This is a genomic window from Pseudoxanthomonas suwonensis J47 (assembly GCF_000513955.1).
Lineage (GTDB): Bacteria > Pseudomonadota > Gammaproteobacteria > Xanthomonadales > Xanthomonadaceae > Pseudoxanthomonas > Pseudoxanthomonas suwonensis_C.
Window position 1 is genome coordinate 1 of sequence record NZ_AZUZ01000018.1, and the last position, 15,385, is coordinate 15,385.

Here is a 15,385-nt window from a genome sequence, read left to right on the forward strand (position 1 = left end):
CGGGGGTATGGCGCATCGCGCGGTTCCGCCGTCCATGGCTCCAACGCGCGAGCGCAGGCCATCCATGGCCTGCTTGCGCCATACCCCCGCGCTACCGCGTCTTTCGGCGCGTTTGGGTCGTGGCTTCGTTTTCTCCGCTCCTCCACAGGGGTGAGGTGGCGTTGCTCGCGCGCCACTGGCGCGCATGCCGCCGAACGCCCTCGTCCCATGGACGCAGGCCGGGGCGCGGAGCGGGGCCGGGAGAGAGGGTCGGAGATCTGTGGCGGCCCAGGTCGCTAGACCAGAGTCCGTCGCCTCGACCCGTTAGAATCCCTCGACCGCATTCCCCCTTCGGAGACACGCATGTCCCAGATCATCCAGACCGACAAGGCGCCGGCGGCGATCGGCCCGTATTCGCAGGCCGTGCGCAGCGGCAACACGGTGTATTTCTCCGGCCAGATCCCGCTGGTGCCGGCGACCGGCGAGGTCGTGGAAGGCGACATCACCGCGCAGGCGCGGCAGGTGTTCGACAACCTGCGCGCGGTGGCCGAGGCCGCCGGCGGTTCGCTGGACCGGATCGTGCGCCTGGGCCTGTACCTGACCGATTTGTCGCAGTTCGCCGCAGTCAACGCGGTGATGCAGGAATACTTCTCGGCACCGTTCCCGGCGCGTTCGACCATCGAGGTCTCCGGCCTGCCGAAGGGCGTGGGCTTCGAGGCCGACGCCATCATGGTCCTGGACTGAGTGGATAACGCGGGGCTGGCCACGGTTCGTCGCTTCCGTGCCGGGGAGGGGCGCCGGTGAAGGCGTCCCGGCCCGCGCCGCCCGTGCTGGCCGGCGGCAATGCGCCGCTGGCCGTGTTGCGCGGCGTGGGCGCCAGCGTGGCCGGGAAGCTGGCCGCGCGCGGCCTGGTCACGGTGCAGGACCTGTGGCTGCACCTGCCGCTGCGCTACGAGGATCGCACCCGCCTGACCCCGATCCGCCAGCTGCAGCCAGGCGTGGCGGCGCAGGTGGAGGGCACGGTGGAGGCGGTCGAGCGCGGCTTCCGCTACCGGCCGATGCTGCGCGTGGCGGTGGGCGACGGTTCGCGCGCCACGGTCGTGCTGCGCTTTTTCCATTTCCGCGCGGCGCAGGTGGCGCAGTTCCGGCCCGGGGTGCGGCTGCGCTGTTACGGTACGCCGCGGCCGGGCCAGCACGGGCTGGAGATCGTGCACCCCAGTTACCGGGTCCTCGGCGAGGACGAGGATCCGGCGCTGGGCGAGGCGCTCGATCCGGTCTATCCGGCGGTCGAGGGCGTCGGCCCGGCAGTGCTGCGGCGGCTGATCGGGCAGGCCCTGGACCGGTTGCCGGAGGCCGCGGCGCTGGAGCTGCTGCCGCCTTCGCTGCCGGAGATGGCTGGCCTGCCGGGGCTGCGCGAATCGCTGCTGACCCTGCACCGGCCGTCCCCCGACGAAGACCTGGCCGCGCTGGCCGCCGGCACGCATCCGGCGCAGCGCCGGCTGGCGCTGGAGGAACTGCTCGCCCACCACCTGAGCCTGCGCCGGCAGCGCCTGGCCCAGCAGCAGCTGGCGGCGCGCGCGCTGGACGGCCCGGGCGCGCTGGCGCGGCGGCTGCTGGAGAACCTGCCGTTCAAGCTCACCGGCGCGCAGCGGCGGGTATTCCTGCAGGTGCGCGCCGACCTGGCCAGGCCGGTGCCGATGCAGCGGCTGGTGCAGGGCGACGTCGGCTCGGGCAAGACCGTGGTCGCGGCGCTGGCGGCGACGCTGGCAGTGGAGCAGGGCTGCCAGGTGGCGCTGGCCGCGCCGACCGAGCTGCTGGCCGAACAGCACCTGTCCAGCCTGCGCGCCTGGCTGGAGCCGCTGGGCATCCGCGTGGCCTGGCTGGCCGGCAAGGTCACCGGCAAGGCGCGCGCCAGGGCGCTGGCCGAGGTGGCGTCGGGCGAGGCGCAGGTCGTGGTCGGCACGCATGCGCTGATGCAGGAAGGCGTGGCCTTCCACGACCTGGCCCTGGTGATCGTCGACGAGCAGCACCGCTTCGGCGTGCAGCAGCGCCTGGCGCTGCGCGACAAGGGGCCGGCCCACGGCTACGTGCCGCACCAGCTGGTGATGACCGCCACGCCGATCCCGCGCACGCTGGCGATGACCGCCTACGCGGACCTGGACGTATCGGCGATCGACGAGCTGCCTCCCGGGCGCACGCCGGTCACGACGGTGGTGCTCAGCGGAGAACGCAGGCCCGAGCTGGTCGAGCGCATCCGCGCCGCCTGCGCGGAAGGGCGCCAGGCCTACTGGGTCTGCACGCTGATCGAGGAGCAGGAAGACGACGGCCAGCCTGGGCAGGGGCTGCGCCTGCAGGCGCAGGCCGCCGAGCGCACCTTCGAGCAGCTCTCGGCGCAGCTGCCGGGCGTGCGCGTGGGCCTGGTCCACGGACGCATGAAGACGGCGCAGAAGCAGGCGACGATGCGTGCGTTCAAGGAGGGCGAACTGGACCTGCTGGTCGCCACGACGGTGATCGAGGTCGGCGTCGACGTGCCGCGCGCCTCGCTGATGATCATCGAGAACGCCGAGCGCTTGGGCCTGGCCCAGCTGCACCAGCTGCGCGGACGGGTGGGGCGCGGCGCGGCGGCGTCCAGCTGCGTGCTGCTGTACCAGCCGCCGCTGTCGCAGATGGCGCGGCAGCGCCTGGATACGCTGCGCAACACCAGCGACGGTTTCGTCATCGCCGAGAAGGACCTGGAGCTGCGCGGCCCGGGCGAACTGCTGGGCACGCGCCAGACCGGCCTGGCCGGGTTCCGCATCGCCGAGCTGGGCCGCGACGCCGGCCTGCTGCCGCAGGTGCACGCGCTTGCCTCGCACCTGCTGGAGCACGCGCCGGACGTGGCCGGGCGCATCGTCGCGCGCTGGGTGGGCGGCGCGGCGCGCTACGCGGCGGCCTGAACCGCGCCGCCGGCGCCGGTTTGCCGCGCGGGCCCGCAGCGGCCAAACTGGCCGGCCAATCGTCACGAGTCACGCATGAGCGAGAAGATCCCGCTGCTGATCGACACCGATCCGGGTGTCGACGACGCCCTGGCCCTGCTGATGGCCTTCAATTCCGATGCCCACGAGGTGGTCGGCCTGACCATCGCTGCCGGCAACGTCGGCCTTGGACACACCGTGCGCAACGCGCTGAAGCTGCGCGAGGTGGCGGGCTGCGCGCACGTGCCGGTATTCGCCGGCTGCGAGGGCCCGCTGGTGCACGCGCCGCGCGAGGACGCCGCGCACGTGCACGGTCGCGACGGTTTCGGCGACGTCGGCTACGCCGATCCGTCCGGTCGCGCCGAGGCCGAACACGCCGCGCTGGCGATCCTGCGCCTGTCGCACGAGCACGCCGGCCGGCTGCTGCTGGTCGCGCTCGGCCCGCTGACCAACCTGGCCCTGGCCCTGCGCCTGGATCCGACCCTGCCGCAGCGCGTGGCGCGGCTGGTGGTGATGGGCGGGGCGGTCACCGCCCACGGCAACATCACCCCGGTGGCCGAGTTCAACGTCGGTTTCGATCCGGAGGCCGCACACGTGGTCCTGTCCGGTTTCCCGAAGTACGACCTGGCCGACTGGGAAGCGACCATGGCCCACGGCTTCCACCACCGCGAGGTGGAGAAGTGGCTGGCCGCACCGTCGCCGCGGGCGGCCTTCTATGACGCCATTTCGCGCCAGACCCGGCTGTGGTCCGAGGACCGGCGCGGACAGTACTGGTATTCGGCCGATTCGCTGGCCATGGCCTGGGCGCTGGAGCCGGAGGGCGCGGTGGAGGCGGTGGAGCGGCCGTTGGCCGTGGAAACCGGCTTCGGCCTGGCCCGTGGCCTGACCGCGGTGGACTGGAACCGGCAGACCGGCGCCGCCGACAGCGCCCGGATCTTGCTGCGCTACGACCAGGCCCGATTCGAGGCCCGGGTCCAGGCCGCGCTGGCGGCCGCCTGACCGCGGAGCGACCCCGGCCTTGCGCCGGGGTCGCATAGCCGGCTAAAATGCCGGGCTCTGTTCCCCTTACCTGTACGGTGTACGCCATGAAGGCCGGCATCCATCCCGACTACCGCGAAGTCGTCTTCCACGACGTCACCTCCGATTTCAAGTTCCTGACCCGCTCGACCCTGGCCGGCGGCGCCAAGGAAACCGTGAAGTGGGAAGACGGCAACGAATACCCGCTGGTGAAGATCGAAATCTCTTCGGCTTCGCACCCGTTCTACACCGGCAAGCACAAGGTCGTTGACACCAGCGGCCGCATCGACAAGTTCCAGCGCCGCTACGCGCGCTGAGCCAGGCCGGCGCGCCGCCAGGCGCGCCCCAGCCACGCGATGCACCGGAACGGCCGCGCCTGCGCGGCCGTTTTGCCGTGCGCGTTTCCGGAACGGTGCAATTCGACTTCCGTATCGGGTCTTCTGGACGGTGGGGTATGCGATAATTCGAAGGCTTCGCGGCCGCGGCCGCGGACTCCCTCGCAAACCACGTCGAGCGCATCCCGTGCGCGAACGTGCGAAGCCTACCCCATAAGAGGAGTGCACACCGTGTCCAATCTCGACCAGGTCACGTTGAACGCCGGCGACAAGTCGGTGTCCCTGCCGGTTCTCAAGCCGACCCTGGGCAACGACTGCATCGACATTTCGAAGCTGACCAGGGAAACCGGTCTTTTCACCTACGACTCCGGTTTCACCGCCACGGCCAGCTGCAAGTCGGCCATCACCTACATCGACGGCGACAACGGCGTGCTGCTGTATCGCGGTTATCCGATCGAGCAGCTGGCCGAGAAGTCGAGCTTCCTCGAGGTGGCCTACCTGCTGATGAACGGCGAGCTGCCGACCGAGGCCGAATTCAAGAAGTTCGAGCACGAGGTCACGCATCACACGATGATGCACGAGTCCCTGAAGAACTTCCTGCAGGGCTTCAACTACGACGCGCACCCGATGGCCATGCTGGCCGGCAGCGTCGCCTCGCTCTCGGCGTTCTACCATGACACCCTGGATCTCAACGATCCGGAGCAGCGCCGCCTGGCCGCGATCCGCCTGCTGGCGAAGATGCCGACCCTGGCCGCCGCCGCCTACCGCTACTCGATCGGCTGGCCGATCCGCTATCCGCGCAACAACCTCGAGTACGTCGACCGCTTCCTGCACATGATGTTCGAGGTGCCGAGCGAGCCGCTGGAACTGAACCCGGTCGTGGCCAAGGCCCTGGACCTGCTGTTCATCCTGCACGCCGACCACGAGCAGAACGCCTCGACCTCGACCGTCCGCCTGGTCGGTTCCACCGGCGCCAACCCGTACGCCTCGGTCGCCGCCGGCATCACCGCGCTGTGGGGCCCCGCGCACGGCGGCGCCAACGAGGCGGTGCTGAAGATGCTGGAAGAGATCGGCACCCCGGACAACGTCGAGTCGGCCGTGGCCAAGGCCAAGGACAAGAACTCCGGCTTCCGCCTGATGGGCTTCGGCCACCGCGTCTACAAGAACTTCGACCCGCGCGCCAAGATCATCCGCGAGATGACCCACAAGGTGCTGGGCGAGCTGGGCGTGGACGATCCGCTGCTGGAAGTGGCGATGAAGCTGGAAGAGGCGGCGCTGAAGGACGAGTACTTCATCCAGCGCAAGCTGTACCCGAACGTCGACTTCTACAGCGGCATCATCTACAAGGCGCTGAAGATCCCGACCGAGATGTTCACCGTCATGTTCGCCATCGGCCGCACCGCCGGCTGGGTGGCGCACTGGCTGGAGCAGCAGGTCGACCCGGAAGCCAAGATCGGCCGTCCGCGCCAGATCTACACCGGCTACGACGTGCGCGACTACAAGGCCGCCGACCAGCGCTGAGCGCCTGGACCGACGTCCGCGTGACCGGAAACGCACCGCATTGCGGGGCGTTTCCTTTTCCGCGGCGGTGTGCTGCCCGGCTAGGCCTGGGCCCGCCCGCCGGCCAGGGAGCCCTCGTAACCGGCGATCTCGTCCTCGGCCAGCAGCTGGCGCAGCTGCGGCAGCGAGGCTCGGCGCATCGGCTTCTCGTCCATCGCCGACAGCGGCGCCTGGCGCAGCGCCTGCAGCGGCAGCACCGCCACGTCGAAGGCCAGTTCCTCGGCGCTGAACAGCCACACTGGCACGTCGAGGCTGCGTTCGCGGTCCAGGCGCAGGCGGCGGGTGCGCGATTCGGCGGGGATGCCGTGCTCGTCGAGGAAGCGGGCCACCGCCTCGGCGTCGTCGCTGTAGGCGTGCAGCTGCACCGGCGAGGTCGCGGCGGCAGTGCCATCCAGCACCGGCCCGACCAGGCGCGGTTCGAAGCGGGACAGGAACTCCAGGGCGCGGGCGGCGGCCTCGCGGCGCTGGCGCAGCGCCTGCGCCTGGCTTTCGCCGAGGAAGATGCGCTGGTACTCGCGCAACGCCTCCTCGATCTCGCGGTTGCGCGGCAGCGAGGCGTCGTCGTGGATGCCCAGGCGCGCGGCGGCCTTGAGCTTGGCCTGGTGGTAGTCGCGGATGCCGCCTTCGGCCATCAGCCGCGCGGCTTCGTGGGCCAGGCGCCGCCGGCGTTCGCGGGTACGCGTCTCGGCATGCTGGCGGGCGCGATGCATGTCTGGATCCCCCGGTGAGCCCAGGGGACTGTAGCGCATCGTCGCGCCCGGTCAATCACGGCGCCTGCACGCGGCGAGCGCCGCGCGGGTTCAGAAGATATCGAACGCTTCCTCGTCGCTCTGCTCGGGGCCGTGGTAATCGAGGCTGTTCTGCATGCGGTCGAGGTCCTCGACCTTCACGTACTCGACCAGGCCGCCACCCACGGTGGACATGCGCCCGCTGTTGTCGACGTAGACCTGGACCATGCCCGGCGGCGGGTCGTTCGGCGCCAGCGGCTGGCCTTCCAGGGCCACACGCATGTAGTCGATCCAGATCGGCAGCGCGGCCTTGCCGCCGTATTCGCGGTAGCCCAACGACTGGAAGTCGTCGCGGCCGACCCAGACGGTGGTGGCGAAGGGCCCGCCGAAGCCGGAGAACCAGGCGTCGCGGTGGTCGTTGGTCGAACCGGTCTTGCCGCCGACGTCCTCGCGGCCGAGCACCTTGGCGGCGGTGCCGGTGCCGCGCTGGACCACGTCGCGCATCATCGACACCAGCTGGTAGGCGGTGCGCTCGTCGATCGCCCGCGGGGCGGCCTTGCCGTCGACCGGCAGCGGGGCGGGCGTTGCCGCCTGCTGGCCGGCCTCGCCCGTGGCCGGCGCCGGCGCCGGGGCGGCCGGTGCCGGCGCGCCGAAGTTGAAGCCGTCCACCACCTGCGAAGCGACCTGGGTGCCGCCGCTGCCGGGCACCGCGCCGCAGCCGCGGCAGGCCACCGCCGGCGATTCCTTGAACAGCACCTGGCCGGCGCGGTCGCGGATCTCGTCGATGTACCACACGTCCACCCGCGAGCCGCCGTTGGCGAACACCGCGTAGCCGCGCGCCACCGACAGCGGGGTCAGCGAGGCGGTGCCCAGCGACATCGACAGGTTCGGCGGCAGTTCGGCCTCGTCGAAGCCGAACTGGGAGATGTAGGTGCGGGCGAAGTCCACGCCGATGGCGTCCAGCAGGCGCACCGACACCAGGTTGCGCGACTGCACCAGCGCCTCGCGCAGGCGCATCGGGCCGCGGAACTCGCCGTCGTCGTTCTGCGGCTGCCAGGTGTTGCCGCGGCGGTCGCGGAACACCACCGGGGCGTCGAGCACGATCGAGGCGGGGTTGAAGCCCTTCTCGAACGAGGCCGCGTAGAGGAAGGGCTTGAAGCTGGAGCCGGGCTGGCGCCGCGCCTGGGTGGCGCGGTTGAACTTGTTGCCGGCGAAGCTGTAGCCGCCGACCAGGGCGCGCAGGGCGCCGTTGTTGGCGTCCAGCGAGACCAGGGTGGCCTGGCCGCGCGGCACCTGGTCGAGCAGGTATTCGCCTTCCTTCTCGCCCGCGCGCACGCGCACCACGTCGCCGCGCTTGAGCAGGGCGGCGGGGTTCTTGCCGGTCCAGCGCGCCGCCGAGCTTGCAAGCGCCACGCTGCTGCCGTCGGCCAGGACCACGCGGGCGCCGCCGTCGGGCGTAGTGCCGGCCACGATTGCCGGCAGCAGCGGGCCCTGCGACGAGGTGCCAGCCAGGGCCTTGGCGAGGGTGGCGTCGTCGGCGTCCGCGGCCACCTCCGCGCGGCGCTCGACGCCGTGCCAGCCGTGGCGGTGGTCGTACAGGTGCAGGCCGTCGCGCACCGCCTTCTCGGCCGCGGCCTGCAGGTCGGGCAGGATGGTGGTGGTGACCTGGTAGCCGCGGGTCACCGCCTCCGGCCCGTAGCGGGCGATCATCTCCTGGCGGACCATCTCGGCCACGTAGGGGGCCGAGACCTCGACCGGCGGCTCGTGCGGGCTGGCGTGCATCGGCACCGCCTTGGCGGCGGCGGCCTCGGCCGCGCTGACGAAGCCCAGCTCGGCCATGCGGTCGAGGATGTAGTCGCGGCGGATGCGGGCGCGGTCGGGATTGCTGATCGGGTTGCCGCTGGAGGGGAACTTGGGGATGCCGGCCAGCGAGGCCATCTCGTCCAGGTCCAGCTGGTCCAGCTTCTTGCCGTAGTAGTACTCGGCGGCCGCGGCCACGCCGTAGGCGCGGTTGCCGAAGAAGCTCTTGTTGAGGTACAGCGCCAGGATCTCGTCCTTGCTCAGCGCCCGCTCCATCTTCATCGCCAGCAGCATCTCGGCGAGCTTGCGCTGGTAGCTGTATTCGGAGCTCAGGTAGAACTGGCGCGCCACCTGCTGGGTGATGGTGGAGCCGCCCGGCACGCGCTTGTCGTCGGTGGTGGCCAGCAGCCAGATGGCGCGGGCCACGCCCTTGTAGTCCACGCCGCCGTGCTCGTAGAAGCGGGCGTCCTCGATGGCGATGAAGGCCTGGCGCAGGCGCTCGGGGACCTCCTCGATGGCTACCGGGTAACGGCGGGTCTCGCCGAAGACGGCCATCAGCCGGCCGTCGGCGGCGTAGACGTACAGGGGCTCCTGCATCTCCAGCTCACGCAGGGACTCCACGTCCGGCAGCCGGGAGGAAAGCACGAAGTACAGGGTCCCCAGGCCGATCGCGGCCAGCAGGGCCAGGCCGGCGGACGCGATCAGCGCCCAGCGCAGCAGGCGGCGGAATGGGGGCATCTGGGGGGTCCGATTGCAGATTTCGCGGCCGCAGAGTATAGATGACGCGCGGGCACCGACAGGGGGGTGTCCAGGGGGACGCCGTAGGGGGCAGGGAGCGTATACCGCGCGTGACAGGCATCGCAGCCTGCGTGTCGGGGTGTTGCCAAGCCTGAAAAAACCATTATTTAATGCCTGGGCGCAGGTTGTTCAGCCAAGTGCCTGTCGGCTGGGGGGAAACTGTGGGGCTCATCCCGAAAAGTCAGTCGCCGCTGATCGGCGTCGACATCAGTTCGACTGCGGTCAAGCTGCTGCAGCTTTCCCGCAGCGGCAACCGCTACCGCGTGGAGCATTACGCGGTCGAACCGTTGCCGCCCAATGCGGTCGTCGAGAAGAACATCGTCGAGGTGGAGGCCGTGGGTGAGGCCATCCGCCGCGCGGTCAACCGCTCCGGAACCCGGGCCAAGTACGCCGCCGCCGCGGTGGCCGGTTCGGCGGTGATCACCAAGATCATCCCGATGCCCGCCGACCTGGACGAGAACGACATGGAAGCCCAGGTCGAGCTCGAGGCGGTCAACTACATCCCGTACCCGATCGAGGAAGTGAACCTCGACTTCGAGGTGCTCGGGCCGATGCCCAGCAACCCCGAGATGGTCCAGGTGCTGCTGGCGGCCTCGCGTTCGGAGAATGTCGAGCTGCGCCAGTCGGCGCTGGAGCTGGGCGGGCTGACGGCCAAGGTGATGGACGTGGAGGCCTTCGCGGTCGAGAACGCCTTCGCCCTGATCGCCGACGAGCTGCCGGTCGGCCGCGACGGCGTGGTCGCGCTGGTCGACATCGGCGCCTCGATGACCACGCTCAACGTCCTGCGTGGCGGCCGCAGCCTGTACAGCCGCGAACAGCTGTTCGGCGGCAAGCAGCTGACCGACGAGGTCATGCGCCGCTACGGCCTCACCTACGAGGAGGCCGGCCAGGCCAAGCGCCAGGGCGGCCTGCCGGAGACCTACGAGATCGAGGTCCTGGAGCCGTTCAAGGAGGCGACCGTCCAGCAGATCAGCCGCCTGCTGCAGTTCTTCTACGCCGGCAGCGAGTTCAACCGCGTCGACCAGGTGGTCCTGGCCGGCGGTTGCGCCGCGATCGCCGGCCTGCCGGAGATGGTCGAGGAACAGCTCGGCGTCCCGACCCAGGTCGCCAACCCGCTGGCGCAGATGACCCTCGGCCCGCGCGTGCAGGCGCACGCCCTGGCCCAGGACGCCCCGGCGCTGATGATCGCCACCGGCCTGGCCCTGAGGAGCTTCGACTGATGGCACGGATCAATTTGTTGCCGTGGCGCGTCGAGCGCCGCAAGCAGCGCCAGCGCGAGTTCCAGGGGATGCTGGGGCTCGCCGCGCTCGGTGGCGTGCTGCTCTCGTTCCTGGTCTGGTTCCACTTCGACCGGCAGGTCGCCGGCCAGCACGAGCGCAACGCGTTCCTGCAGGCGGAGATCGCCAAGGTCCAGAAGCAGAACGAGGAGATCAAGGAACTCGACGCCAAGAAGGACCGCCTGCTGGCCCGCAAGAAGGTGATCGAGCAGCTGCAGGCCAACCGCTCGCAGATGGTCCACCTGTTCGACTCGCTGGTGCGCACCATTCCCGACGGCGTCACCCTGACCTCGATCAAGCAGGAAGGCGACCTGCTGACCCTCGAGGGCAGCGCCCAGTCCAATGCCCGGGTCAGTGCCTACATGCGCAACCTCGAGGTCTCGGGCTGGATGACCAAGCCGGACCTGTCGGTCATCGAGGTCAAGAAGAACGGCGGCCCGGCGGTCGCCGGCGCGCCGGCCCTGCCCTACGCGTTCTCGCTGAAGGTGCTGCTGGCCAACCCCAACGCGACCGCGGAAGGCGATGGCATGCTGCCGGCAGTGGAAGACCCGGCTGCTGCGGCGCTGGAAACCTCCGTGCCGGCAGAGGCCGCGGCGCCCGCGGCTGATCCGGCCCCGGCGGATGCCCCGGCCGCGCCGGCTCCCAACCAGCCCGTCGAACAACCGGCCGCGCAGACCCAGGGGAGGCCGGCGTCATGAGCCAGAAGAAGAAGATCAAGGTCAGCGAACTCGATTTCAGCAACATCGGTGGCTGGCCGCAGCAGGCCAAGGTGGTGTTCTGCATCCTGCTGGCGGCCTTCATCCTGGTGATGTCCTACCTGCTGCTGATCCGCGGCAAGGTCGAGGAACTCGAGGGACTGGAGAGCCAGGAGTCGACCTTGCGCCGCCAGTTCGAGGACGAGCAGGGCAAGGCCGCCAACCTGGAGCCGCTGCGCCAGCAGCTGGCGCAGATGGAACAGGTCCTGCAGCAGATGCTGCGGCAGCTGCCGAGCAAGACCGAGATGCCGGACCTGATCATCGACATCTCGCAGACCGCGCTGTCCAGCGGCCTGACCAGCGAGCTGTTCAAGCCCGGTGCCGAGATACCCCGCGAGTTCTACGCGGAGAAGCCGATCGCGCTGCGCATGGTCGGCAACTACCACCAGTTCGGCGCCTTCGTCAGCGGCGTGGCCTCGTTGCCGCGCGTGGTCATCCTGACCATGCACGACATCCAGCTGCAGCCGAAGGGCGGCAAGGCGATCAGTCGCGGCAGCCAGCTGGAGCTGTCCGGCACGGTCAAGACCTACCGTTACCTCGATGAAACGGAAATCCAGGAACAGGCACAGCCCGGCAATGCGAACCAGGGGGGCGGCGCATGATGGCCATGAACCGTAACGCTGCCGCGCTGCGCTGGCTGGGGGCGTCGATGCTGGTCCTCGCGCTGGGCGCGTGTGGCCGCGGCGTCACCAGCACGCCCGGCGACGCGCCGAACCTGGAAAGGTGGGTCGCCGACGTGCGCGCGCGCCCGGCGCCGCCGCTGGAACCGCTGCCGGTGATGCAGCAGTTCGAGACCTTCGAGTATGCCGCGCAGGACCTGCGCGATCCCTTCAGCGATGCCTGGAGCAATCCGGACGGTGGCGCGGGCCTGCGCCCGGACCCGAACCGGCCCAAGGAACCGCTCGAGCAGTACCCGCTGGACAGCCTCGACATGGTCGGGTCCATCGGCGAGGGCGCCGGACTGGTCGCCCTGGTCATGGCGCCGGACCGGGTCACCCACCGGATCCGTCCGGGCGCCTACCTGGGGCAGAGCGATGGCCGCGTCACAGCAGTGCGTGAAGACAGGATCGAGCTGGTTGAACTGGTGCCGGATGGAGCGGGCGGTTGGCTGGAACGTCCGGCTGCCATCGCGCTTGAAGACTAATGATTGGGGGATAGCACGATGACCTTTTCCAATGCCCAGCGCCTGAGCAGCCGGTGCCCGGCGATCTTCCGGGCCTGCGGCCTGGGCCTCGCGCTGGCCCTGACGGTCCCGGCGATGGCCGCGACCGCCGGCGTCACGGCGGAGCAGCCGGCGACGGCCAAGTCCAAGGTGGCGCAGATCGACTTCAAGCGCGGCGATGGTGGCGCGGGCCGCCTGATCCTGCGCTTCGACGGCGACGGGGTGGCCCCGGACCTGCGCAAGCAGGACGGCAGCGTCGTGGTGGACGTGGCCAACGCCACGCTGCCGGCGGAGCTGCAGCGGCCGCTCAACGTCACCGACTTCGCCACCCCGGTGCAGCGCATCGAGGCCCGGCCGTATGCGGGGGGCACCCAGGTGGTGCTGAGCACCCGCGGCGACTACACCTCGCTGGCCTACCAGACCGCCGGTGAATACGTGGTCGAGATCGCCCCGCGCAGCGGCGCGGCGGCGGTAGGCGCGGTCAGCGGCGCGGCGGTGAGCAGCGCCCAGGCCAAGGTCGCCAAGCCGGCGTATTCCGGCCGGCCGGTGACCTTCAACTTCCAGGACGTGCCGGTGCGCACCGTCCTGCAGCTGATCGCCGAGGAATCGAACCTCAACATCGTCGCTTCGGACACCGTTCAGGGCAACGTGACCCTGCGCCTGGTCGAGGTGCCCTGGGACCAGGCGATGGACATCGTCCTGCGCGCCAAGGGCCTGGACAAGCGCCGCGACGGCAACGTCATCTGGGTCGCGCCGCAGCCGGAACTGGCCTCGTTCGAGAAGGCCAAGGAAGACGCGCGCATCGAGCTGGAGAACCGCGTCGACCTGGTCACCGACTACATCCAGGTCAACTACCACTCGGCCGCGGCCATCTTCAAGGCGCTGACCGAGGCGAAGGGCGTGGGCAACCAGGGCGGCGGCGGCAACAACCAGGAGACCGGCTTCCTGTCGCAGCGTGGCCGCATCGTCGCCGACGAACGCACCAACACCCTGATGATCAGCGATATCCCGAAGAAGGTCGCGCAGATGCGCGAGCTGATCGACGTGATCGACCGCCCGGTCGACCAGGTGCTGATCGAGAGCCGTATCGTCATCGCCACCGATACCTTCGCCCGCGACCTCGGCGCCCGCTTCGGCGTGGTTGGCCGCCGCACCGGCAACAACACCGGCGCGATCAGCGGCTCGCTGGAGGACACCGCCAAGATCGTCCAGAACGGCGTCACCGAGCTGCCGGGCAGCCTGAACTTCGACCTGCCGGCGACCACCTCGACCGGCCTGCCGCCGGGCGCGCTGGCCTACACCCTGCTGGGCGCCAACTTCGCCATCGACATCGAGCTGTCGGCCCTGCAGCAGGAAGGCCGCGGCGAGGTGCTGTCCAATCCGCGCGTGGTCACCTCCAACCAGCGCGAGGCGGTCATCCGCCAGGGCCGCGAGGTCGGTTACGTGACCCTGACCGGCGGCGGCACCACCGGCGCGGTGACCCCGAACGTGCAGTTCAAGGACGTCGTGCTCGAGCTGAAGGTCACCCCGACCATCACCAGCGACGACCGCGTGTTCATGGACGTGCACGTGACCAAGGACGAGGTCCTGCGCTACATCGATACCAGCATCGGCCAGGTGCCGGAAATCGCCACCCGCGAGATCAACACCGCGGTGCTGGTCGACGACGGCCAGACCGTGGTCATCGGTGGCGTCTACGAGTTCACCGACGCCAACAGCGTGGCCAAGGTGCCGTTCCTGGGCGACGTGCCCTTCCTCGGCAACCTGTTCAAGAAGAAGAGCCGCAACAAGGACAAGGCCGAGCTGCTGATCTTCCTGACCCCGAAGGTGATGCGCGTCGAGAAGCGCGCCTGACCGGCCGGCCGGGGACGGCCGCCGCAAAGCTGGAGCTGTCGTCGACGGGGCCTGCGGGCCCCGTCGCTTTTTCCGTTCACCTGCCGCGGGAACTCGCCGCGCGGCGCTGGGTCACAATGCGACCATGGACAACGCCCCCGACCAGCTTCCCCCCGCCGGCCTGCACGCCGCCTTCGCCCAGCTGCGCGACAGCCTTTCGGCCGCCATCGTCGGCCAGTCCGCGCTGGTCGAACGCCTGCTGATCGCCCTCCTCGCCGACGGCCACCTGCTGGTCGAGGGCGCGCCGGGCCTGGCCAAGACCACCGCGATCCGCACCCTGGCCGCGCACCTGGAGGCGGATTTCGCCCGCGTCCAGTTCACCCCGGACCTGCTGCCGGCCGACCTCACCGGCACCGAGGTCTGGCGCCCGCAGCAGGGCAGCTTCGAGTTCCAGCCCGGCCCGGTGTTCCATCCGCTGCTGCTGGCCGACGAGATCAACCGCGCACCCGCCAAGGTGCAGTCGGCGCTGCTGGAGGCGATGGGCGAGCGCCAGGTCACCGTCGGCCGCCACACCTATCCGCTGCCGCCGCTGTTCCTGGTGATGGCCACGCAGAACCCGATCGAGCAGGAAGGCACCTTCCCGCTGCCGGAGGCGCAGCTGGACCGCTTCCTCATGCACGTGCGCATCGGCTATCCCGACGCGGAAGTGGAGACGGAGATCCTGCGTCTGGCCCGCGAGCGCGCGCGGCAGACCCTGCAGGCCCCGCCGGCACCGGCGCAGCGCATGCCGCAGGCGCAGGTGTTCGCCGCGCGCGAACAGGTGCTCGACCTGCACGTGGCGCCGGCACTGGAGCGCTACCTGGTCGAACTGGTGCTGGCCTCGCGCAGCGCCGGGCGCTACGACGCCGCGCTGGGGCGCCGCATCGCCTGGGGCGCCAGCCCGCGTGGCTCGATCGCGCTGGAGCGCTGCGCCCGCGCCCGCGCCTGGCTGGCCGGCCGCGACTACGTCACTCCGGATGACGTGCGCGCCGTGGCCCCCGACGTGCTGCGCCACCGCGTGCTGCCCAGCTACGAAGCCCTGGCCGAGGGCTGGGACGGCGACCGCCTGGTGGCCGCGCTGCTCGAGAAGGTGCCGCCGCCGTGAACGCGCCCGGCCCGGCGCCGGCCGTGGCCGAAGCCGCGACCGC

At 70.5% G+C, this 15,385-nt stretch carries 13 protein-coding genes; 11 read left to right on the top strand and 2 right to left on the bottom strand.

What is annotated here, in order from left to right:
- Nucleotides 1-342: 342 nt before the first annotated feature.
- From M503_RS0106285 to M503_RS0106305, 5 genes are all read left to right on the top strand, one after another.
- Entirely contained in the window at nt 343-723 is a 381-nt protein-coding gene (locus M503_RS0106285; RefSeq protein WP_028917218.1) for a RidA family protein, read from the top strand.
- Between the two features lie 56 nt (nt 724-779).
- Nucleotides 780-2,915: an ATP-dependent DNA helicase RecG gene (gene recG, locus M503_RS0106290; RefSeq protein ID WP_037060695.1), complete on the top strand. Its 2,136-nt coding sequence runs from the start codon at nt 780-782 to the stop codon at nt 2,913-2,915.
- 75 nt (nt 2,916-2,990) lie between these two features.
- The gene (locus M503_RS0106295; RefSeq protein ID WP_028919872.1) at nt 2,991-3,932 is read left to right on the top strand and encodes a nucleoside hydrolase; all 942 of its coding nucleotides are present in this window, start codon (nt 2,991-2,993) and stop codon (nt 3,930-3,932) included.
- A gap of 86 nt (nt 3,933-4,018) precedes the next feature.
- Nucleotides 4,019-4,267 (top strand): type B 50S ribosomal protein L31, encoded by a 249-nt coding sequence (locus tag M503_RS0106300; protein ID WP_024869498.1) that lies wholly within the window; start codon nt 4,019-4,021, stop codon nt 4,265-4,267.
- 249 nt (nt 4,268-4,516) lie between these two features.
- The gene (locus M503_RS0106305; RefSeq protein ID WP_024869497.1) at nt 4,517-5,806 is read left to right on the top strand and encodes a citrate synthase; all 1,290 of its coding nucleotides are present in this window, start codon (nt 4,517-4,519) and stop codon (nt 5,804-5,806) included.
- Between the two features lie 80 nt (nt 5,807-5,886).
- On the opposite strand, the gene M503_RS0106310 is transcribed toward M503_RS0106305, so the two are convergent.
- Together M503_RS0106310 and M503_RS0106315 are read right to left on the bottom strand one after the other, a co-directional pair.
- Complete coding sequence (locus M503_RS0106310) at nt 5,887-6,555, bottom strand: hypothetical protein (RefSeq protein ID WP_028919873.1); 669 nt, start codon at nt 6,553-6,555, stop codon at nt 5,887-5,889.
- Between the two features lie 90 nt (nt 6,556-6,645).
- Entirely contained in the window at nt 6,646-9,111 is a 2,466-nt protein-coding gene (locus tag M503_RS0106315) for a penicillin-binding protein 1A (RefSeq protein ID WP_028919874.1), read from the bottom strand.
- Between the two features lie 221 nt (nt 9,112-9,332).
- Between M503_RS0106315 and M503_RS0106320 the strand changes: the two genes are divergently transcribed.
- The 6 genes from M503_RS0106320 (at nt 9,333) to M503_RS0106345 (ending at nt 15,342) form a co-directional block, all read left to right on the top strand.
- Entirely contained in the window at nt 9,333-10,391 is a 1,059-nt protein-coding gene (locus tag M503_RS0106320; RefSeq protein ID WP_037060698.1) for a type IV pilus assembly protein PilM, read from the top strand.
- Nucleotides 10,391-11,146 (top strand): PilN domain-containing protein, encoded by a 756-nt coding sequence (locus M503_RS0106325; RefSeq protein WP_028919876.1) that lies wholly within the window; start codon nt 10,391-10,393, stop codon nt 11,144-11,146. The genes M503_RS0106320 and M503_RS0106325 overlap by 1 nt, the downstream gene beginning before the upstream one ends.
- Nucleotides 11,143-11,805, top strand: coding sequence for a type 4a pilus biogenesis protein PilO (locus M503_RS0106330; RefSeq protein ID WP_028919877.1), 663 nt, complete (start codon nt 11,143-11,145; stop codon nt 11,803-11,805). The genes M503_RS0106325 and M503_RS0106330 overlap by 4 nt, the downstream gene beginning before the upstream one ends.
- A gap of 47 nt (nt 11,806-11,852) precedes the next feature.
- Nucleotides 11,853-12,347: a pilus assembly protein PilP gene (locus tag M503_RS0106335; protein WP_155951982.1), complete on the top strand. Its 495-nt coding sequence runs from the start codon at nt 11,853-11,855 to the stop codon at nt 12,345-12,347.
- Between the two features lie 18 nt (nt 12,348-12,365).
- Nucleotides 12,366-14,219: a type IV pilus secretin PilQ gene (locus M503_RS0106340; RefSeq protein ID WP_028919879.1), complete on the top strand. Its 1,854-nt coding sequence runs from the start codon at nt 12,366-12,368 to the stop codon at nt 14,217-14,219.
- A gap of 124 nt (nt 14,220-14,343) precedes the next feature.
- Nucleotides 14,344-15,342 carry an AAA family ATPase gene (locus tag M503_RS0106345; RefSeq protein WP_028919880.1) on the top strand — a complete coding sequence of 333 codons (999 nt, stop codon included), beginning with the start codon at nt 14,344-14,346 and terminating at the stop codon, nt 15,340-15,342.
- Nucleotides 15,343-15,385 lie beyond the last annotated feature (43 nt).